18 protein-coding genes are annotated in these 20,246 nt (G+C 68.0%); 13 read left to right on the top strand and 5 right to left on the bottom strand.

The features are described from left to right. Positions 1–2: 2 nt before the first annotated feature. The 5 genes from H7K45_RS17235 to H7K45_RS17215 are packed head-to-tail and all read left to right on the top strand — an operon-like array spanning position 3 to position 7,293. Positions 3–1,496 carry an aldehyde dehydrogenase family protein gene (locus H7K45_RS17235; protein WP_263997110.1) on the top strand — a complete coding sequence of 498 codons (1,494 nt, stop codon included), beginning with the start codon at positions 3–5 and terminating at the stop codon, positions 1,494–1,496. Positions 1,497–1,535: 39 nt separating this feature from the next. Beyond that, positions 1,536–3,098, top strand: coding sequence for an APC family permease (locus H7K45_RS17230; RefSeq protein WP_263997109.1), 1,563 nt, complete (start codon positions 1,536–1,538; stop codon positions 3,096–3,098). After that, positions 3,098–4,654, top strand: a complete 1,557-nt coding sequence (locus tag H7K45_RS17225) for a GMC family oxidoreductase (RefSeq protein WP_263997107.1) — start codon at positions 3,098–3,100, stop codon at positions 4,652–4,654. The genes H7K45_RS17230 and H7K45_RS17225 overlap by 1 nt, the downstream gene beginning before the upstream one ends. Continuing rightward, the gene (locus tag H7K45_RS17220) at positions 4,627–6,471 is read left to right on the top strand and encodes a putative nucleotidyltransferase substrate binding domain-containing protein (RefSeq protein ID WP_263997106.1); all 1,845 of its coding nucleotides are present in this window, start codon (positions 4,627–4,629) and stop codon (positions 6,469–6,471) included. Before H7K45_RS17225 ends, H7K45_RS17220 begins: the two co-directional genes overlap by 28 nt. Before the next feature lie 12 nt (positions 6,472–6,483). Beyond that, positions 6,484–7,293, top strand: a complete 810-nt coding sequence (locus H7K45_RS17215) for an IclR family transcriptional regulator (RefSeq protein ID WP_263997105.1) — start codon at positions 6,484–6,486, stop codon at positions 7,291–7,293. On the opposite strand, the gene H7K45_RS17210 is transcribed toward H7K45_RS17215, so the two are convergent. Beyond that, complete coding sequence (locus tag H7K45_RS17210; protein WP_263997104.1) at positions 7,290–8,540, bottom strand: alanine racemase; 1,251 nt, start codon at positions 8,538–8,540, stop codon at positions 7,290–7,292. The two genes, H7K45_RS17215 and H7K45_RS17210, sit on opposite strands and share 4 nt — an antisense overlap. Before the next feature lie 34 nt (positions 8,541–8,574). On the opposite strand from H7K45_RS17210, the gene lysS reads away from it, so the two are divergent. The 6 genes from lysS (at position 8,575) to H7K45_RS17180 (ending at position 15,152) form a co-directional block, all read left to right on the top strand. Beyond that, the gene (gene lysS / locus H7K45_RS17205) at positions 8,575–10,101 is read left to right on the top strand and encodes a lysine--tRNA ligase (RefSeq protein WP_263997103.1); all 1,527 of its coding nucleotides are present in this window, start codon (positions 8,575–8,577) and stop codon (positions 10,099–10,101) included. Positions 10,102–10,213: 112 nt separating this feature from the next. Then, positions 10,214–10,555 (top strand): histone-like nucleoid-structuring protein Lsr2, encoded by a 342-nt coding sequence (gene lsr2, locus H7K45_RS17200; RefSeq protein ID WP_263997523.1) that lies wholly within the window; start codon positions 10,214–10,216, stop codon positions 10,553–10,555. 267 nt (positions 10,556–10,822) lie between these two features. Continuing rightward, positions 10,823–13,345, top strand: a complete 2,523-nt coding sequence (gene clpC1, locus H7K45_RS17195) for an ATP-dependent protease ATP-binding subunit ClpC (protein ID WP_263997102.1) — start codon at positions 10,823–10,825, stop codon at positions 13,343–13,345. 205 nt (positions 13,346–13,550) lie between these two features. Continuing rightward, on the top strand, positions 13,551–13,766 hold the full coding sequence (locus H7K45_RS17190) for a CbtB domain-containing protein (protein ID WP_263997101.1): 216 nt from the start codon (positions 13,551–13,553) through the stop codon (positions 13,764–13,766). A 17-nt stretch (positions 13,767–13,783) separates the two neighbouring features. Further along, on the top strand, positions 13,784–14,593 hold the full coding sequence (locus H7K45_RS17185) for a CbtA family protein (RefSeq protein WP_263997100.1): 810 nt from the start codon (positions 13,784–13,786) through the stop codon (positions 14,591–14,593). Positions 14,594–14,600: 7 nt separating this feature from the next. Then, positions 14,601–15,152 carry a histidine phosphatase family protein gene (locus H7K45_RS17180; RefSeq protein WP_263997099.1) on the top strand — a complete coding sequence of 184 codons (552 nt, stop codon included), beginning with the start codon at positions 14,601–14,603 and terminating at the stop codon, positions 15,150–15,152. Positions 15,153–15,158: 6 nt separating this feature from the next. On the opposite strand, the gene H7K45_RS17175 is transcribed toward H7K45_RS17180, so the two are convergent. Together H7K45_RS17175 and mhuD are read right to left on the bottom strand one after the other, a co-directional pair. Next, entirely contained in the window at positions 15,159–16,490 is a 1,332-nt protein-coding gene (locus tag H7K45_RS17175; protein WP_263997098.1) for a serine hydrolase, read from the bottom strand. Between the two features lie 4 nt (positions 16,491–16,494). Then, positions 16,495–16,806, bottom strand: a complete 312-nt coding sequence (gene mhuD / locus H7K45_RS17170; protein WP_263997097.1) for a mycobilin-forming heme oxygenase MhuD — start codon at positions 16,804–16,806, stop codon at positions 16,495–16,497. Between the two features lie 59 nt (positions 16,807–16,865). Between mhuD and H7K45_RS17165 the strand changes: the two genes are divergently transcribed. Next, positions 16,866–17,627, top strand: a complete 762-nt coding sequence (locus tag H7K45_RS17165) for an alpha/beta fold hydrolase (RefSeq protein WP_263997096.1) — start codon at positions 16,866–16,868, stop codon at positions 17,625–17,627. Here H7K45_RS17165 and H7K45_RS17160 read toward each other — a convergent pair. Then, positions 17,624–17,845 (bottom strand): hypothetical protein, encoded by a 222-nt coding sequence (locus tag H7K45_RS17160; RefSeq protein ID WP_263997095.1) that lies wholly within the window; start codon positions 17,843–17,845, stop codon positions 17,624–17,626. The genes H7K45_RS17165 and H7K45_RS17160 overlap by 4 nt on opposite strands. Before the next feature lie 71 nt (positions 17,846–17,916). On the opposite strand from H7K45_RS17160, the gene H7K45_RS17155 reads away from it, so the two are divergent. Further along, positions 17,917–18,888: a helix-turn-helix domain-containing protein gene (locus tag H7K45_RS17155; protein ID WP_263997094.1), complete on the top strand. Its 972-nt coding sequence runs from the start codon at positions 17,917–17,919 to the stop codon at positions 18,886–18,888. Positions 18,889–18,891: 3 nt separating this feature from the next. Here the strand turns inward: H7K45_RS17155 and lipJ are convergent, their stop codons facing one another. Then, entirely contained in the window at positions 18,892–20,241 is a 1,350-nt protein-coding gene (gene lipJ / locus H7K45_RS17150; protein WP_263997093.1) for a bifunctional lipase/adenylate cyclase LipJ, read from the bottom strand. Positions 20,242–20,246 lie beyond the last annotated feature (5 nt).

Genomic DNA, 20,246 nt, shown 5'->3' with positions numbered 1-20,246 from the left:
ATGTGAACGGTGAGCCCGACCTCTACGTCGGTGGACAGTGGCGCCACGCCTCCGACGGCGGCACCCGTGAGATCGTCAACCCGGCCGACGGCAGCGTCGCCGCGGTGGTCGACGAGGCCACCGACGCCGACGCGCGAGACGCCGTCGCGGCCGCTCGGGCGGCGTTCGACGACGGCACCTGGCCGGCCACCCCCGTCGCCGAGCGGGCCGGACTCCTGACGCGGATTGCCGACCTGCTGCAGCGTGACCGGGAGGACCTGGCACTGCTGGAGACCCGGGACACCGGGAAGACGTTGGCGGAGAGCCGGATCGACATCGACGACGTGACGTCGGTATTCCGGTACTACGCCGCGCTCGTCGGCGTCGAGGCCGACCGTGTCGTCGACGTCGGCGACCCGACGGTCATCAGTCGCGTCGTCCGCGAACCCATCGGGGTGTGCGTGCTCATCGCGCCCTGGAACTACCCGCTGCTGCAGATGTCGTGGAAGATCGCCCCGGCGCTCGGTGCGGGCTGCACGATGGTGGCCAAGCCCAGCGAGGTGACACCGCTGACCACCATCGCCTTCGTGCACCTCCTGGAGGAGGCGGGCGTACCGGGCGGCGTGGTCAACCTCGTGCAGGGCAGCGGCGCGGCACTCGGGTCCGCGCTGACCGACAACGGGGACGTCGACTTCATCTCGTTCACGGGTGGACTCGCCACGGGCCGCACCATCGCCAAGGTCGCCGCCGACCACGTCACCAAGGTGGCCGTCGAACTCGGCGGCAAGAACCCACACCTGGTGTTTGCCGACATCGGCACCGGAGACGCCTGGGAGGCCGCCGTCGACCAGGTGCTGACCGGGGTCTTCCTGCACTCCGGGCAGGTCTGCTCGGCGGGCACCCGACTGATCGTCGAGGAGTCGATCGCCGACGACTTCGTGGCCGACCTGGTCACCCGGGCCGAGAAGATCCGGATGGGCGACGGCATGGACCCCGCCAGCGAGACCGGCCCGTTGGTGTCCGAACAGCACCGCGCCAAGGTCGAGGGCCACGTGGCCGCCGGGATCGCCGAGGGGGCCAAACTCGTCACCGGCGGCGCCCGGCCGACGGACCCGGCGCTGACGGCAGGCAGCTTCTACCTGCCCACGATCTTCGACCAGTGCGACCGGTCGATGGCCATCGTGCGGGAGGAGACCTTCGGACCGATCCTGACCGTGGAACGGTTCACCACCGAAGCCGAGGCGATCGCCCTCGGCAACGACACGGAATACGGTCTCGCGGCGGGCGTGCGCACGTCCGACCCGGCGCGAGGCGAACGTGTGGTGCGCGCGTTGAGGCACGGCACGGTGTGGTTGAACGACTTCGGGTACTACACCGCGGCAGCGGAGTGGGGCGGCTTCGGCAAGTCGGGCAACGGTCGAGAGCTCGGACCTACTGGGCTCGCGGAATATCAAGAGATCAAGCACATTTGGCACAACACCGCACCAAAGCCCGCAGGTTGGTTCAAGGGTGAATGACCGGGTCTAGGCGGATTGCTCGCGACGAAAGGCTCCCCAATGGCAGTTGACCCGCAGGCTCCAAGCGTCGACAGCGGCGGCTTGGACGACTTTGGCTACAAGGAATCCCTGGACCGAAGCATCGGCAAGTTCGCCAGCTTCGCCGCCGGGGTCAGCTACATCTCGATCCTCACCGGCACGTTCCAGCTCTTCTACTTCGGGTTCAGCAGCGCAGGCCCGGCCTACCTGTGGTCGTGGCCCCTCGTGTTCGTCGGCCAGATGGCCGTCGCCCTGTGCTTCATGGAGCTGGCCGCGAAGTACCCGGTGGCCGGATCGGTCTACAACTGGTCGAAGAAGTTGGGCAGCAAGATCGTCGGGTGGTCCTCGGGCTGGCTGATGTTGACCGCGTCGATCGTCACCATCTCCGCGGTGGTGCTGGCCTACCAGCTCAACCTGCCCCGCCTCTGGAGCGGATTCCAGATCATCGGCGACGGCACGGGCGAATACGACTTCGCCGCCAACGCCGTCGTCCTCGGCACCATCCTGATCGTCTTCACCACCGTCGTGAACTCCCTCGGCGTCAAGCTGATGGCGTTGATCAACAGCGCGGGCGTGTTCATCGAACTCATCGCGGCCGTCCTGATCGCCATCATCCTGGCCTGCAGCACCACCCGCGGTCCCTCGGTGTTCTTCGAGACCAACGGTTACGGCGCCGGGCTGCCAGGTGGATACCTCGGCGCGTTCCTGATCGCCTCGCTCGCATCGGGTTACGTGATGTACGGCTTCGACACCGCCAGCTCCCTTGGCGAGGAGACCGTCGAACCGCGCCGCACCGCACCCAAGGCCATCCTTCGCGCGATCCTGGCCTCGTTCGTCATCGGCGGCGCGATCCTGGTGTTCGCCGTGATGTCGGCACCGGATCTCGACGACCCGAAGATCGGCGAGAGCAGCGGTGGTCTGCAGTACATCGTCGAGCAGGTCATGTGGGGCCCGCTGGGCAAGGTCTTCCTGGTCTGCATCGTCATCGCGGTCACGGTGTGCACGCTCGCGGTCCACACCGCTGCCATCCGGCTCACCTTCGCCATGGCGCGTGACAATGCACTTCCGTTCGGCGAGAAGCTCGCTCGGGTCAACCCCAAGACTCAGACGCCGATCATCCCGGCCGTCATGATCGGCGTGATCGCCGCGATCATCCTGGTGATCAACATCGGCCAGCCGAAGATCTTCACCGTGCTGACCTCGATCGCAATCATCATGATCTACCTGGCCTATCTGATGGTCACCGGCCCGATGCTCAAGAAGCGGTTCCAAGGGCAGTGGCCGCCAGCGGATCTCAAGGCGGGTGGCTACTTCACGATGGGCAAGTGGGGCATGCCGGTCAACATCCTCGCGGTGGTGTGGGGCATCGGGATGGCGCTCAACCTCGCGTGGCCGCGCGTCGCCGTGTACGGCGACCCCTGGTACAACACCTGGGGCGCGTTCGTCTACATCGGCGTGATCCTCGGCGCTGGTCTGCTCTGGTATGCGGTCAAGGGCCGCCACCACATTGGCACGCTCGAATCGCACGCCGTCGCGGCCAAGTCGGACGCCGACCCCGACGACCTCGTCTCCGGGCAGGCCTGATGGCCGACGCGGGCACCTTCGACTACGTCATCGCCGGCGGGGGAACGGCCGGTTGCGTTCTGGCCGCCCGGCTGTCGGAGGATCCGAACGTGACGGTGTGCTTGATCGAAGCGGGGCCCACCGACGTCGGCAACGACGACATCCTGCCGCTGTCGAAGTGGATGCATCTGCTCGACTCCGGTTACGACTGGGACTACCCGGTGGAACCGCAGGCCAAGGGCAACAGCTTCATGCGGCACGCTCGGGCGAAGGTGCTCGGCGGTTGCTCGTCGCACAACTCGTGCATCGCGTTCCATCCGCCCGCGGAGTGCCTCGACGAGTGGGTCGAGATGGGTTGCACGGGTTGGGGATCGGCGGACGTCCTGCCGTTGGTCAAGCGCTTGGAGACCAACGACGCACCCGGTGACCACGGCCACGACGGACCGGTCCGGCTCGCCGACGTTCCGCCGCTCGACCCCTGCGGCACCGCCGTGCTCGAGGCGGCGGCGCTGGCCGGGCTGCCGACGGTGGCGTTCAACCGCGGCGAGACGGTCCGCAACGGAGCGGGCTGGTTTCAGATCAACGTCGGCGAAGACGGCACCCGCATGTCGACGTCGCACGCCTATCTGCACCCAATCCTGGACTCCCGGAAGAACCTCGAGGTCCGCACCGACAGCTGGGTCGCCGAGATCCTGTTCGACGACGGCAATGCGGCCGCCGGCGTGCGCTATCAGCGACCCGACCTCACCGGCTACGACACCGTGACCGCCCGCCGCGAGGTCATCGTCACCGCCGGCTCGATCGACACGCCAAAGCTGTTGATGCTCTCCGGAATCGGTCCCGCCGAGCATCTCAGGGAGATTGGCGTCCCCGTGCGCGTGGACTCCCCGGGTGTCGGGTCGAACCTCGACGACCACGTCGAGGGTCTGGTCTTCTGGGAGGCCGCCAAGCCGATGGTGACCACCTCGTCGCAGTGGTGGGAGATCGGACTGTTCGCCTCAGTCGACGAGGGGGTGACCCAGCCCGATCTGATGATGCACTACGGCAGCGTGCCCTTCGACATGAACACGCTCCGACGGGGCTACCCGACGACGGACAACGGATTCTGTCTGACTCCCAACGTGACTCAGGGGCGCTCGCGGGGCACGGTCCGGTTGCGCAGTCTGGACTACCGCGACCGGCCGCGGGTCGACCCGTGCTACTTCACCGACCCCGAGGGCTACGACGAGCGGATCATGCTGACGGGCCTGCGGCTGGCCCGCACCATCGCCGAGCAGGCGCCGCTCAAGGAGTGGATCGCCAGGGAGCTGGCCCCGGGGCCCGAGGCGACCACCGACGACGAGCTACTGGACTACGTGCACCAGACGCACAACACCGTCTACCACCCGGCGGCCACCGCCAGGATGGGCGCGGTGGACGACCCCATGGCCGTGCTCGATCCGCAACTGCGCGTCAAGGGCGTGTCCCGACTGCGCGTCGTCGACGCGTCGGCGATGCCGAAATTGCCTGCGGTGAACCCCAACATCACCGTGATGACCATGGCCGAGAAATGCGCGGACCTGATCCGGGGGACTTGACCCAGTTCCTCGGCGAGCACACGCCGTTCCAGTCGGCCAGCGCCGACGAGCTGGCCGAGCTGGCGGCGGCGTCCGCCACGGTCGACTTCGCCGCCGGCGCGGTGGTCGCCGACTACTCCGCGCGGGTGCCCGGCGACGTGTGGATGGTCCGCACGGGCCGGGTGACCCTGCAGGCCGCCGACGGCTCGGCGGTCGACGTCGTCGAACCCGGTGGCATCTTCGGGTACACACCCCTGCTCACCGGTGGCGGCATGGAGTTCGTCGCGCGGGCCTCGGAGCCCAGCACGTTGATCCGGTTGCCCGGAGAGCTGGTGCGCACCCAGTTCGCCACCCCGGCGGGGTTGGCGTTCCTGGCGTCCTCGGCGTGGAGCACCGATGCCGGGGGACGTCCCGCCCTGGTGCCCGTCGCCGACACCAGGCCGGTCGGCGAGCTGGTGCACGGCGAGGTCCTGCTCGTCCCGCCGGAGGTCTCGGTACGCGAGGCCGTGGTCCGCATGACCGAACATCACGTGTCCTATGCCCTGATCTCGTTGCCCGACGGCGAGTTCGGAATCTTCACCGACCGGGACTTACGCACCCGCGTCGTCGCCGCGGGGCTGTCGGTGGAGGTGCCCATCACCCGGGTGATGAGCGCACCCGCCCGCCGGGTCACCGCCGACCTGACTGCAGAGACCGTGCTGATGGCGATGCTGGAGAGCGGGCTTCGCCACATGCCGGTCACGTCGGCGCGCGGTGTGGTCATCGGCGTGCTCGAGGACGCCGATCTGCTGGCCGCCTCGGCCCGGCAGAGCTTCACGCTGCGCCGTTCCATCGGCTCGGCCGCGACCGCCGAGGAACTGCAGTCCGCCGCGCAACGCGTCACCCACACCGCCAGTGCGTTGTTCCGCAGTGGCACCAAGGCGGCCGCGACCAGCGGCATCCTGTCCATCGTGGTCGACAGCGTGGTGCGGCGGGCGCTGGAACTCGCACTCGCCGAGGCCGCCGTGGACGTGCCCGTCCCCACGTCGGGCTTCGCCTGGCTGACCCTCGGCAGCATCGCGCGACGCGAGGCCATGCCGTCCTCGGACGTCGACAGCGCGTTGTCGTGGCGCGAGGACCTGTCCGCCTCGGCCGACCAGCTGCGGGCCGTCGCCCGCCGCACCCATGCAATCCTCGACGGCTGCGGGTTGCCAGTCGACGGCAACGGCGCCGTCGCCTTCAGCCCCAACTTCAGTCGCTCTCAGGGTGATTGGGCACGGGCCGCCCATCGGTGGCTGGACGACCCACTGGCCGGAAAGGGCCTCATCCTGTCCTCGCTGCTGCTCGACGGTCGCGTGGTGTGGGGGCGCGACGAGCTGCACACCGTGCCGGCGGCGTACCACCAGATGCGCGCCGAGCACCCAAATGCGTTGCGGCTTCAGCTACTCGACGCGTTGTCTGGGCGAGTGCGGGCCCGGTCGCTGCGCGACGTGCTGTCCCGTCGGGGTGGCACCTTCGACCTCAAGAGCCACGCCGTGACGCCCATCGTGAACCTCGCGCGGTGGGGCGGGCTCGTCGGCGACGTCGCGTCGGCGTCGACGCCCGCGCGGCTGGAGGCGGCCGCGGCCTGCGGCGCGCTGAGCGAGAAGGACGCGTCGACCCTCGGTGAGGTCTTCGTGATGGTGCAGCGGCTGCGGATGACCCACCAGGTCGAGCAACTCTGCGCCGGGCACAGTCCCGGTGACGTCATCACGATGTCGGAGCTGTCTCCGCTGAACCGCAGCCTGCTCAACGACGGACTGCGCGAGATCGGGGCCGTGCAGAGACGTGTCGGCAACTTCGGCATCCCCGCCGTATAGGGTCGGTTTCAAATGCCGGCACCGGAGAACCGCAAGTCCCGTGACGACGGACGGTCCGCGTCCGTCCAATCCGTCGACCGTGCCCTGCTGGTCATGGAGATCCTCGCGACCCTCGGACAGGCCGGTGTCACCGAGATCGCCACCGAGCTGGGCGTGCACAAATCGACTGTCTCCCGGATCATCTCGGTGCTGGAGGCGCGCGGGTACGTCGAACAGCTCGCCGACCGCGGCAAGTACCGGCTCGGGTTCGCCATCGCCAGGCTGGCCCGGGCCACCAGCGCCCAACTCGATCTGGTGAAGCAGAGCCAGGCGGCCTGCGACGCCCTGGCGCTGGAATCCGGGGAGACCACCAACCTCGCCGTGCTCGACGGGGACCGAATCGTCAACGTGGCCGAGGCGATCGGTCCGGCCGGTATCGCGCTGCGCACCTGGGTGGGCCAAAGCTGCCCCGCGCACGCCACCTCCAGTGGCAAGGTGCTGCTGGCGGCCCTCGACGACGCCGAGTTGCGAGACGTCCTCGGTGCCCGGCTCGAGTCCTTCACCGACGGCACCGTCACCACCCGCAGTGCGCTGCTGACCGAACTGAACGTCGTCCGCGAGCGCGGCTGGGCGTGTGTCCGCGAGGAGCTCGAAGTCGGGCTCAACGCCGTCGCCGCGCCCGTCTACGACGCCGACGAACGGGTGGTCGCGGCGCTGAGCGTGTCCGGCCCGTCCTACCGGCTCTCCGAGGGCGAATTCGCCCAGACCGCCAAGCGCACCGTCGCAGCGGCCGAGACCATCAGCCGTCGCCTCGGCTGGATCGACCTCTCGACCCGGCCCTAGAAGAACGTGCGGACCAGGTCGACGACGCGTCGCCGGTCGTCGAGCACGGGGATCATCTGCCACTTGTCGAACACCGTGCAGGGGTGGGACACCCCGAACCGCAGCCAGCTGCCCACCTCCACCCGGTCGCGATCACCGTGCGCCACCTGCAGGTAGGCATGCTGGTCGTTGAGCTTGGTGACCCGTCCGGTCAACCCGTAGGGCACCGGCATGCCCTGGTCGAAGGACACGTCGCGACGGCCCATCGTCACCAGCGCCAGATCGGCGGTGGGTCGCGAGACCACCTGCGCCCACACCGTCAGTGCGGGGCGCAGCGCGGGCAGCGGCGAGGTGCGCGCATAGAGGCCGTCGTCATGGGTGAGGTAGCACCCGCTGCGCAGCACGGTCCGCACGGCGAGCGCACCCGGCCACCCGGTCAGCTCGTCGGCCACCAGGTCGAAGTAGGTGCTGCCGCCCGCGGTCACCAGTACCTCGTCGGTGTCGAACATCGACTCGAGGCGCTCAACCGCCGACCGCACCTCACCGAGGTAGTCACGCACCAGCCCGCGGGCCTCGGTGCCGACGTCGTGTCCGGTGGCGGCCTCGTATCCCGCGACCCCGATCAGTCTCAGATGACGCGACGCGGCGGCGGCCCGCGCGACGGCGTCGACCTCGGCGGCGTCCCGGCATCCCGTTCTCCCTCCGGCCATGCCCACCTCGACGCACACGTCCAGTGGGCGGCTGGACCCGGCGGCGGCCAACGCGCTCGTCGCGAGTTCGACCCCGCGAATCGAGTCGACCCAGCACACCACGTGGAAGTCCGGGTCCTCGTCCAGTTCGGTTGCCAGCCAACGCAACCCGGCCTCGTCGACCAGTTCGTTGGCCAGCACCACGCGGTCGACGCCGAACGCGCGGAACACCCGCACCTGGCTGATCGTGGCAAGGGTGACGGCCGTGGCACCGACGCCGAACTGCCGGGCCAACAGCTGCGGGGACATGTGGGTCTTGCCGTGTGGCGCCAACTCGACACCACGGTCTCCACACCACGCCGCCATCGTCGCGAGGTTGTGTGCGAGGGCGGATTCGTCGAGCACGCACAGCGGTCCGACTGCGCCGTCGTCGAACGGGTCGACGGCGTCGGCGCGCACCTGGGCCGGCGTGCGACCCCACCAGCGGGTGGGGAGTCCCTTGTACCGCCAGTCCAGCGGTTCGTCGGACAGGGCGGCGACCTTGGTCTCGTCGACGGTCGCTGGCACGGTCGCGGGCATCGGACCATTGAAGCCTCATTTAAGCTGGCACGTCGTGAGCTCCGCAGATGTCCCCGACGCCGGCCAGAAGAACGACGACTCCGATCTTCCCGAGCAGTTCCGCATTCGGCAGGCCAAGCGGGAGAGGTTGCTCGCCGAGGGGCGCGACCCGTATCCGGTCGAGGTGGCTCGCACCCACACGCTCGCCGAACTTCGGCTCGAGCACGCCGATCTGGACGTCGACGTGGCGAGCGGTCACATCGTCGGAGTCGCCGGGCGCGTGGTGTTCGCGCGCAACTCCGGCAAGCTGTGCTTCGCCACGCTGCAAGAGGGTGACGGCACCCAGTTTCAGGCGATGATCAGCCTCGACGGCGTTGGCAAGGAGTCGCTGGACGCCTGGAAGGCCGACGTCGACCTTGGTGACATCGTCTTCGTCCACGGTGAGGTGATCAGCTCTCGACGTGGGGAGTTGTCCGTTCTCGGCGACTCGTGGCAGATCATCTCCAAGGCCCTTCGCCCCCTGCCCGTCGCACACAAGGAACTCGGCGAGGAGACCCGGGTCAGGCAGCGCTACGTCGACCTGATCGTGCGTCCGGAGGCTCGCACCATCGCCCGTCAGCGCATCGCTGTGGTCCGGGCGATCCGGTCGGCCTACGAGCGCCGCGGGTTCCTCGAGGTGGAGACGCCGATGCTGCAGACGCTCGCCGGCGGTGCCGCGGCGCGGCCGTTCGTGACGCACTCCAACGCGCTGGACGCCGACCTCTTCCTGCGGATCGCGCCGGAGTTGTTCTTGAAGCGGTGCCTGGTGGGCGGTTTCGAGAAGGTGTTCGAGATGAATCGAAACTTTCGAAACGAAGGCGCCGATTCCACGCATTCGCCGGAATTCGCCATGCTCGAGACTTATCAGGCCTTCGGAACCTATGACGACTGCGCGCTCGTGACGCGTGAGGTTATTCAAGAGGTGGCCGACGAGGCGATTGGCACCAGAAACGTCCCACTGCCCGATGGCACTACCTACGACCTCGACGGAGAATGGGCGACGGTTGAAATGTACCCGTCGCTGTCCGAAGCACTCGGTGAGGAAATCACCCCGGATACGCCGGCCGATTACCTCTGGTCGATTGCCGAGGCACGCGGTGTCGAAATCCCGCGTGACCGTGGTTTCGGACACGGCAAATTGGTGGAGGAACTGTGGGAGGACGCGGTCGGTGCCGACCTGTGGGCGCCCACGTTCGTGCGCAACTTCCCCGTGGAGACCTCACCGCTGACCAGGGAGCACCGCAGCATTCCCGGCGTGACGGAGAAATGGGACCTCTACGTCCGTAGATTCGAATTGGCCACGGGCTACACCGAATTGATCGACCCGGTGGTGCAGCGGGAGAGGTTCGAAGCCCAAGCCAGGGCCGCTGCCGCCGGTGACGACGAGGCAATGATCCTCGACGAGGACTTCCTGGCGGCATTGGAGTACGGCATGCCGCCGACCGCTGGCACGGGAATGGGTGTCGACCGCTTGCTGATGGCGCTGACGGGCTTGTCGATTCGCGAGACGGTTTTGTTCCCGCTGGTGCGCAGGCAGGGCTAGCCGAAGGCATTTCATACTTTTGTGTTGAATTGCCCGGAAACGTATGCCAACATTGGTCAGGGTTTCAAGCGAAGTATGACTCGCGCCCGTGCGGAAAGGGCAGTGTGAGCCAATGGCAAAAAAGGTGACCGTCACGTTAGTCGATGATTTCGACGGTGAGGGTTCTGCCGACGAGACCGTCGAATTCTCTCTCGACGGCGTCAGCTATGAGATCGATCTGTCGTCGAAGAATGCCACGAAACTTCGTGGCGATCTCAAACAATGGGTCGAGGCGGGCCGCCGAGTGGGTGGCCGACGCCGCGGTCGTTCGGCCGGGTCGGGTCGTGGTCGCGCCACCATCGACCGGGAACAAAGCGCTGCCATTCGGGATTGGGCGCGCCGCAACGGCCACAGTGTGTCCACGCGCGGTCGCATTCCCGCCGACGTCATCGACGCCTTTCACGCGGCCACCTAGTTGCCGGCCGTAGCGCCGGCCACCATCGACACTGCCCCCTGCTGAGCTTTCGCTAGCGGCGAAGCGTTGCCGCGCTCGTCGTGGAACCGATCCCCTCCCGTCGAGCGTTGGAACGCGTGCGGCTGGGAAACGGTCATCGTTTGGTCTTTCACTAGGAGAGGACAAGCGGGGCACCCCGAGCCGCCGCCCACTACAGTGGACGTCAAGTGCAGTGCACGGTTAGCCGTGTCGAGGACTGCACTATCTACGGAGGGCAGGTAACCACCGATGTTCGAACGCTTCACAGACCGCGCACGGCGCGTCGTCGTCCTGGCTCAAGAAGAGGCCAGGATGCTGAACCACAACTACATCGGCACCGAGCACATCCTCCTTGGCCTCATTCACGAAGGCGAGGGAGTGGCGGCGAAGTCGCTCGAGTCGCTGGGAATTTCGCTCGAGGGTGTCCGCAGCCAGGTCGAGGAGATCATCGGGCAGGGGCAGCAGGCCCCGTCCGGACACATCCCCTTCACCCCGCGCGCCAAGAAGGTGCTCGAGCTGAGCCTGCGCGAAGCGCTGCAACTCGGCCACAACTACATCGGCACCGAGCACATTCTGCTCGGCCTGATTCGTGAGGGCGAAGGCGTCGCCGCTCAGGTGCTGGTCAAGTTGGGCGCCGAGCTGACGCGCGTGCGCCAGCAGGTCATCCAGCTGCTGTCGGGCTACCAGGGCAAGGAGACCGCCGAGACCGGTACGGGTGGCCGCGGGGGCGAGGCGGGCAACCCGTCGACGTCGCTGGTGCTCGACCAGTTCGGTCGCAACCTGACCGCAGCCGCCATGGAGGGCAAGCTCGATCCCGTCATCGGCCGCGAGAAGGAAATCGAGCGGGTCATGCAGGTGCTGAGCCGCCGCACCAAGAACAACCCGGTGCTCATCGGCGAGCCCGGCGTCGGCAAGACCGCCGTCGTCGAGGGTCTCGCCCAGGCGATCGTGCACGGCGACGTGCCGGAGACGCTCAAGGACAAGCAGCTCTACACGCTCGATCTCGGCTCGCTGGTCGCGGGCAGCCGTTACCGCGGTGACTTCGAGGAGCGCCTGAAGAAGGTCCTCAAGGAGATCAACACCCGCGGCGACATCATCCTGTTCATCGACGAGCTGCACACGCTCGTCGGCGCGGGTGCCGCCGAGGGTGCCATCGACGCGGCCTCGATCCTGAAGCCGAAGCTGGCCCGCGGCGAGCTGCAGACCATCGGCGCGACCACGCTCGACGAGTACCGCAAGTACATCGAGAAGGACGCCGCCTTGGAGCGTCGCTTCCAGCCCGTCCAGGTGGGCGAGCCGACGGTCGAGCACACCATCGAGATCCTCAAGGGTCTGCGCGACCGGTACGAGGCGCATCACCGCGTGTCGATCACCGACGGTGCGATCGTCGCGGCCGCCACGCTGGCCGACCGCTACATCAACGACCGGTTCTTGCCCGACAAGGCGATCGACCTGATCGACGAGGCCGGCGCCCGGATGCGCATCCGCCGGATGACCGCTCCGCCAGACCTGCGCGAGTTCGACGAGAAGATCGCCGACGCCCGTCGCGAGAAGGAATCTGCGATCGACGCGCAGGACTTCGAGAAGGCGGCCAACCTGCGCGACCGCGAGAAGACGTTGGTCGGGCAGCGCGCCGAGCGGGAGAAGCAGTGGCGCTCCGGTGACCTGGACGTCGTGGCCGAGGTCGACGACGAGCAGATCGCCGAGGTGCTCGGCAACTGGACCGGCATCCCCGTGTTCAAGCTGACCGAGGCCGAGACCACGCGTCTGCTCCGCATGGAGGACGAGATCCACAAGCGGATCATCGGCCAGGTGGACGCCGTCAAGGCCGTCTCGAAGGCGATCCGTCGCACCCGGGCCGGCTTGAAGGACCCCAAGCGTCCGTCGGGCTCGTTCATCTTCGCCGGCCCCTCGGGTGTCGGCAAGACCGAGCTCTCCAAGGCGCTGGCCAACTTCCTGTTCGGTGACGACGACGCCCTGATCCAGATCGACATGGGCGAGTTCCACGACCGCTTCACGGCGTCGCGGCTCTTCGGTGCTCCTCCCGGGTACGTCGGCTACGAAGAGGGTGGCCAGCTCACCGAGAAGGTCCGCCGCAAGCCGTTCTCCGTCGTGCTGTTCGACGAGATCGAGAAGGCTCACCAGGAGATCTACAACACGCTCCTGCAGGTGCTCGAGGACGGCCGTCTCACCGACGGTCAGGGCAGGACGGTGGACTTCAAGAACACCGTGCTGATCTTCACCTCGAACCTCGGTACGTCCGACATCAGCAAGGCGGTCGGTCTCGGCTTCACCCAGGGTGGCGGCGAGAACAACTACGAGCGGATGAAGCTCAAGGTCAACGACGAGCTGAAGAAGCACTTCCGCCCGGAGTTCCTCAACCGCATCGACGACATCATCGTCTTCCACCAGCTCACGCAGGACGAGATCGTCCAGATGGTGGAACTGATGATCGCCCGCGTCGGCAACCAGCTCAGGGCCAAGGACATGACCATGGAGCTGACGCCGAAGGCGAAGGCGCTGCTGGCCAAGCGTGGCTTCGATCCGGTGCTGGGTGCGCGGCCGCTGCGTCGCACCATTCAGCGCGAGATCGAGGACGCGTTGAGCGAGAAGATCCTCTTCGAGGAGGTCGGCCCGGGTCAGCTCGTCACCGTCGACGTCGACAACTGGGACGGCGAAGGGGCCGGCGAGGACGCGGTGTTCACCTTCTCCGGTGCCACCCGGCCCGTGGTCGACGCCCCGGACCTGGCTCCGGCAGGCGCCGCGGAGTAGTCCTCGGCTCGACCCAGTCCTATCCAAATGGGCGGTATCCCTCGCGGGGTGCCGCCCATTTGGGCATCTGTGCCTATGATGCTCGAGTACCCGACGTACTGAGGAATGCTGGTGAAAATCCAGAGCGGTCGCGCCACTGTGAAAGTCAGACCCGACGTACGTCACCCCTGAAACGGGACGCGAACTCCCGAAAGGACTCATCGAGATGACTACGTCGGACACTCGCCGGAGCGCTGCTCCCGCAATCGACTTCACCGCCACCAAGGCAGCCCTGTGGCTGTCGCTGACGGCTTTCTTCGCCCTGCTGGTGCTGTACTTCGTCGGCGTCGACCAGGGCGCCACGTCAGTGTTCGGCGACAACATGTACATCCACGAATTCGTGCACGACGCACGTCACCTCCTCGGGTTCCCCTGCCACTGACGGGCAGGAGACCCACGATGGAAAAGCGAATCATCGGGCGCGGCCTTCTGGCTGGCGCCGTCGCAGGCGTGCTCGCGTTCGTCTTCGCGAAGATCTTCCTCGAGCCCGTGATCGGCCGGGCGATCGACTTCGAGGACGGCACGTCCGCCGCGCACGAAGCCATGGAGATGGGCGCTAGTGGCGGGCACAGCCACGGTGAGGGCGGCGAGCTGTTCAGCCGTGGCATCCAGTCGACGGTCGGCATGGGCTTCGGCGTGCTCTTGTTCGCCGTCGCGATGGGCGCCTTGTTCGCCGTGGTCTTCGCGGTGGCCTACGGCCGGGTCGGCAACGTGTCGGCCAGGGTGCTCTCGGTCTTGGTGGCGGCCGCAATGCTGGTCTCGCTGTGGATCGTCCCGGCTCTGAAGTATCCGCCGAACCCGCCTGCGACCAGTGAAGACTCGACGATCTTCCAGCGTTCGATGCTCTACCTGCTGATGGTGGGACTCTCGGCGCTGCTGATGGTCGCCGCGGTGTACCTCGCGCGCCAACTGGTCCCCAAGCTCGGCGCCTGGAACGCGACGCTGGTCGGCGGTGCGTCCTACCTCGTCACGGTCTTCGTGGTGATGGCGGTCCTGCCGTCGATCGACGAGACACCTGGACCCATGGTGAACGGGGCAGGCACGATCGTGTTCCCCGGCTTCCCGGCGGTGGACTTCTACGAGTTCCGGCTCTACACCTTCCTGACCCAGCTGATCGTGTGGACGACGATCGGCCTGGTCTTCGCCACGTCGATCTCGAAGGTGTTGGACGGCAGGAGAAGCGAGCCGAGCGCCAACGCCGCGGCGTGAGAAGACGTTGAGTGAGATCGTCCGGCTGACCCTTGTGTCGCACGCGATGACCGATGCGATGGCGGCCGGACGATTCCCGCGCGACGAGCCTCTCAACGCCCTCGGACAACGTCAGGTCGACGCCACCGTCGACCTCGGCGTCGTCGACGCGGCGGTCTGCGCGCCGGAAACGCGGGCACGCCAGACCGCCGAACGTCTCGGTGTGCGCGTCGAGACCGAGCCCCGGTTGGCGGACCTGAATTGCGGTGCGTGGCGCGGCAGTGTGCTCGGTGGCGTCGACGCCGGTGAGCTGACGGTGTGGCTCACCGATCCCACCAAGGCTCCGCACGGCGGGGAGTCGGTCGCCGACCTCGTCACGAGGGTGGGCGGCTGGCTGGACTCGCTGTCGGACCGCCGGGGGCGCCTGGTCGCGGTGACCCACCCCAGCGTCGTCCGGGCGGCGGTGATCCATGCCCTAAATGCGCCACTGGCGTCGTTCTGGCGCGTCGACGTGGGACCCGTGTGCCGCACGGTGATGCACTTCCGCGGGGGTGCGTGGACGCTGCGGTCGACCGGGTGAGGTCGCTCAGCCGGGTTGGACGAGGCTGAATGCGCCCTGGGCCACCGACAGCAGCCAGCTGGCCGCGGTCAGGCTTCGGAACTTCGGCCAGTTCAACTGGAAGCTGACCACCCACGGCTGCCCCGTCCGGTCGACGGCATACCAGCTGAAGCCGATGTCCCCTGGCAGGTTTCCGCCCTTGGCGCCGATGTAGGTCCACTTCGTCTTGTCCAGCTCGATGCCGGGCGTCTCGGCCAGGATGTCCTTGATCGGCGCCGCGGGCCCGACGGCTGCGCCCTGCAGCGCGGCGTGCACGCGGCAGATGTCACCGGCGGTGCCATACCACTCGGCGCCGTACGGCGAGGCAGGCGTATGCGTTCGCGTCGGATCCGGTTCGTAGTGGCGGGAATCGGTCTGCGCCATCAGGCGCGCGCGATCGGCGGCCGAGCCGGTCTTCCACTGTTCGCGGATGTCGGGGGTTCCCCAGCCGACCGAGAACATCTGGTGGGTGGTGGGGAACGGCGTGAGGCTGGCGGGATCGTGATGGCCGGCGTGAATGAGGGCGCGATGCAACGCATCCGGGCCGACGCGGGCCATCAGCATGTCGGTGGCCATGTTGTCGCTGGCCGAGATCATCTGCTGCGCAGCATCTCTCACCGACACCCTGGACCCAGGAGGCAGGGTGTCGAAGCCGGCCGATCCGACCGCCTTGTCTTCCTTGGTGATGGTCAGCTGGTCGTTCCACGCGACCCGGCCCGCGTTGACCTCGTCGGCGAGTGCCAGTAGAACGTAGAGCTTGAAGATCGAGGCCAGCGGCAGCGAGTCGTCGACGTTGCTGCCCGCCACCTTCGTGCACGTGCCGTCGACGACCTTCGACACCTGATAGGAGTAGCGGGCCCCGGTCTTGGTCAGCTCGGCGTCGACGTCGGACCACTGCTTGATGGTGGCCTTCTTCAGGGTGACCTCGAAGCGGTCCACCATCCCGGCGTCGTCGGTGCGCAGCTCGACGTCCTGCCCGACGCCGTAGGACGTCAGCAGGTGCAGGGTGGCTTGCCCCGCGCCGTAGTCGATGCCCGAGACGGTGAACGGCCGGTCCCACCACATCCGGTCCATCATGAACGCGACGTCGTTCACCTGAGGGGCCGCCGCGAGGGTTGCGACGCCCGGCACGCCAATCGGCCAGTCGGAGTTGAGCATGTCCACCGTCTGCTTGGCGCGCAGTCCCGGGGGAGTGTTGGTTTGGATGCGCGCGCCGTAGGCGGCCTCGGCCGGACCGGTCGGGCCGGTGTTGGCGCAGCCAGACGCCAGCGCGGCGATCAGGGAGGCGGCCAGCCCGATCGCCGTCGCCCGCCGTCGCACCTAGCTACGCCCCCGACCGTTGGACGTCGAGTACGACCTCGAATTCGAGGAGTGACGCGCCGGTGGCGACGGGGTTCGCGCGCTGTCCGGCGTGCGCCTCGACCGCGGGACCGCTGGCCCAGGCCTGGAACGCCTCCTCGGATTCCCACTGCGTCACCACGAAGTAGCGATCGTCGCCCTTGACGGGGCGCAGCAACTGGAAGCCGAGGAACCCGGGCTGGCCGTCGACGGCGTGCGCGCGGTTGGCGAACCGCTTCTCCAATTCGGGTCCTGCGTTGGGCGGAACCTCGATTGCGTTGATCTTCACGACTGCCATGGGCTCTACGTTACCGGTCCGTTATCTGGAGTCGGCGAGCTGCTGTCAGGATGTCGGACATGCGTTCGGGGTTGCTCGAGGGTCGCGGCGGTGTGGGCGAGCCGATCGTTCTGGTGCACGGTCTGATGGGCCGCGGGACGACGTGGTCGCGCCAGTTGCCGTGGTTGACCGCGCTGGGGGAGGTCTACACCTACGACGCTCCGTGGCACCGCGGGCGCGACGTCACCGACCCGCACCCGATCAGTACGGAGCGCTTCGTCGACGACCTCGCCGAGGCCGTCGCCGCACTGGGCCGGCCCGCCAAGATGGTCGGACATTCGATGGGCGGTCTGCATTCCTGGTGTCTGGCCGCGGCGCGTCCGGAGTTGGTGTCGGCGTTGGTCGTGGAGGACATGGCCCCCGACTTCCGAGGCAGGACCACCGGACCGTGGGAGCCGTGGTTGCGGGCGCTGCCTGCCGAATTCGCGTCCGAACGGCAGGTGCTCGACGAATTCGGGCCCGTTGCCGGGCGGTACTTCGTCGAGGCCTTCGATCGCACCGAGATGGGGTGGCGGTTGCACGGCAGGCCCGAGCGGTGGATCGAAATCGCCGCGCAGTGGGGCCATCGGGACTACTGGCAGCAGTGGCAGGCGGTGCGCGTGCCCACGCTGCTGGTCGAGGCGGGCAACTCCGTCACCCCGCCGGGGCAGATGGAGCGGATGGGCGCCACCGGGTTTCGGGTCACCCATCTGCGGGTGCCTGGCGCGGGCCATCTGGTGCACGACGACGCGCCACGGCAGTACCGCGATGCGGTGGAACCGTTCTTGGCTCAAAACCCTTAGCGGCGTTCGCCCCTCGCGCCCGAGCTCGGCCAGGAGGGCTGATGCTCGAAGCGGGTCCGCGCTGCGTCGACCTCGTGCAGCACGCGGTAGTAATCGGGATCGCCGAACTCTCGCAGCAGGGCACTGCGGACGGAGTCGTTGCGGTGGCTGGCCCAGCTCAGCAGCGCGGCGAGGGCAAAGGGGGCGGACAGGATGAGGAAGGCGAGTATCACGTTCATGGCAGCAATTATTTGACCGAAAACATTCCGCCAACAGTGGCAGTACGGACGGGGTCCGCTAAAATGCTGCCATGCTCAAGAGTGTGTCCGTCTTGGCGCTCGACGGGGTCACCCCGTTCGAATTCGGCGTCGTCTGCGAGGTATTCGGCATCGACCGCACCGCCGACGGCGTGCCCAACTTCGACTTCAAGGTGTGCGGCCCCGAGGCAGGACGGCCCCTGCGGATGTCGGTGGGTGCGCACCTGACACCCGACCACGGGCTGGACGCCCTGGCCGGCGCCGATCTCGTCGCCATCCCCGCGTTCCACCGCAGCGATTACCCCGAGGAGGCCCTCGCCGCGGTGCGGGCCGCAGCCGAGGCCGGGTCGACGATCCTCACCGTGTGCTCGGGGGCGTTCGTGCTGGGCGCGGCGGGGCTGTTGGACGGCCGCAAGTGCACCACCCACTGGATGCACGCCGACGAACTCGCGCGGCAGAACCCGACCGCCCAGGTCGACCGCAACGTTCTCTTCGTCGACGACGGCAACCTCATCACGAGTGCGGGGACCGCCGCCGGCATCGACGCCTGCCTGCACCTGGTGCGGCGCGAACTGGGCAGCGAGGTCACCAACATCATCGCCCGCCGCATGGTCGTCCCACCGCAGCGCGACGGCGGTCAACGGCAGTACATCGAACAACCCATCCCGGTTCGTTGCTCGGACGGCTTTGCCCCCCAACTGGATTGGATCCTCAGCAATCTCGACGCGCCGCACTCCGTCGGCTCGCTGGCCGCTCGGGCGAGTATGTCGGCGCGTACCTTCGCGCGCCGGTTCGTCGAGGAGACCGGTCGCACCCCGATGCAGTGGGTCACCGACCAACGGATCCTCTACGCCCGGCGACTGCTCGAGGAGACCGACCTCGACGTCGACCGGGTGGCGGACAAGGCGGGCTTCGGCACCGCCACGCTGCTGCGGCACCACTTCCGCAGGATCGTCGGCGTCACGCCGTCGGACTATCGGCGCCGGTTCTCCAGCGACGAATCCGCTTGTGCCGCAACGGCGTGACCGCTACGGCGAGTAGACGCACCAGGTACCGGGCACGCCCCTGAGGCGATGCTCGCCGCGTTCGGTGAAGACCCGGTGCGAGCCGGTGACGATCTCGCGCACCGTCGAGGAGACCAGGATCTCTCCTGCCCCGGCCAGCGCGGTGATGCGAGCACCGATGTGCACCGCCATGCCGGCGATGTCTTGGCCGCGGACCTCGACCTCCCCGGCATGGATGCCGACCCGGACGTCCACCCCGAGGGTCGCGACCGCGGCCACGATCTGTTCGGCGCAGTCCAATGCGACGCTGGGACTGCTGAAGGTGGCGACGAAACCGTCACCGGCGGTGTTGACTTCGCGGCCGCCGTAGCGTGCCAGCTCCCGGCGCACCAGGCTGTCGTGGCTGTCGAGGAGGTCGCGCCAGTGGTCGTCGCCGAGCGCGGCGGCGCGCTGGGTCGACCCGACGATGTCGGTGAACACGATCGTCGTCAGCACGCGTTCGGCGTCCGAGCCCCCGCGTGAGCCGGTGACGAACTCCTCGATCTCGGCAAGGATCGGCGTCGCGTCCCCCACCCAGTACAGGGTGTCGGCGCCCGGCAGTTCGACGTAGCGCGCACCCGGAATGTGCTCGGCGAGGTAGCGGCCGTGGCCGACCCCGACGAAGGTGGCGTCCTCACGGTGCACGATGAGCGTGGGCGCCTTGATGGCGGGCAGTTTGTCCCGCACGTCGGCGTCGGTGAGCGCCTGACTGGACCGCCTCGCCATGCTCGGGGAAGCCGCCCGGTTGCCTGCGGCGTCCCACCACGTCCGGAACACCTGATCGCGCGCGACCGACGGCGCGACCATGGCGAGCACGTCGACGCCCTGCTCCACGGCGTCGGCCTGAACGGCCGCCGTGGCGAACGAACCGGCGGCGTGGGGGTGAGCGCCCACCGGGTAGTCGGGTGCCCACACCACGCGGGCAGCGCCGTTTACCACCACCAGGTTGGCCACGCGCTCGGGGCGGTCGGCGGCCAGGAAGAGCGCGCTCATCGCGGTGTACCCCGAGCACATGATGGTGGCGCTCTCGCAGCCGACGGCGTCCATGACCGCGACGGCGTCCTCCGCCCAGCAGGCGGGCGTGATCTTGTCCGCGCCGATGCGCGAGGACATCCCCATACCGCGGTGGTCGAAGCGGATCACCCGGCAGAACGACGACAAGCGCCGGTAGAAGCGGTACATGGACGGTTCGGAGTCGATCGAGTCGACGGGGACGAACGGTCCCGGCATCACGACGAGGTCGACGGGACCGTCACCGATCACCTGATACGCGATGTCCAGATCGCCCCGCGACGCGTAACGAGTCCGCGGAGCCCGCGAAACGGGTACGGCCACCAGGT

Source organism: Mycobacterium yunnanensis, from assembly GCF_025823185.1.
GTDB classification, from domain to species: domain Bacteria; phylum Actinomycetota; class Actinomycetes; order Mycobacteriales; family Mycobacteriaceae; genus Mycobacterium; species Mycobacterium yunnanensis.
Note: the sequence above shows the minus strand (reverse complement) of the source record. Positions and strands in the feature narration are given on the sequence as shown.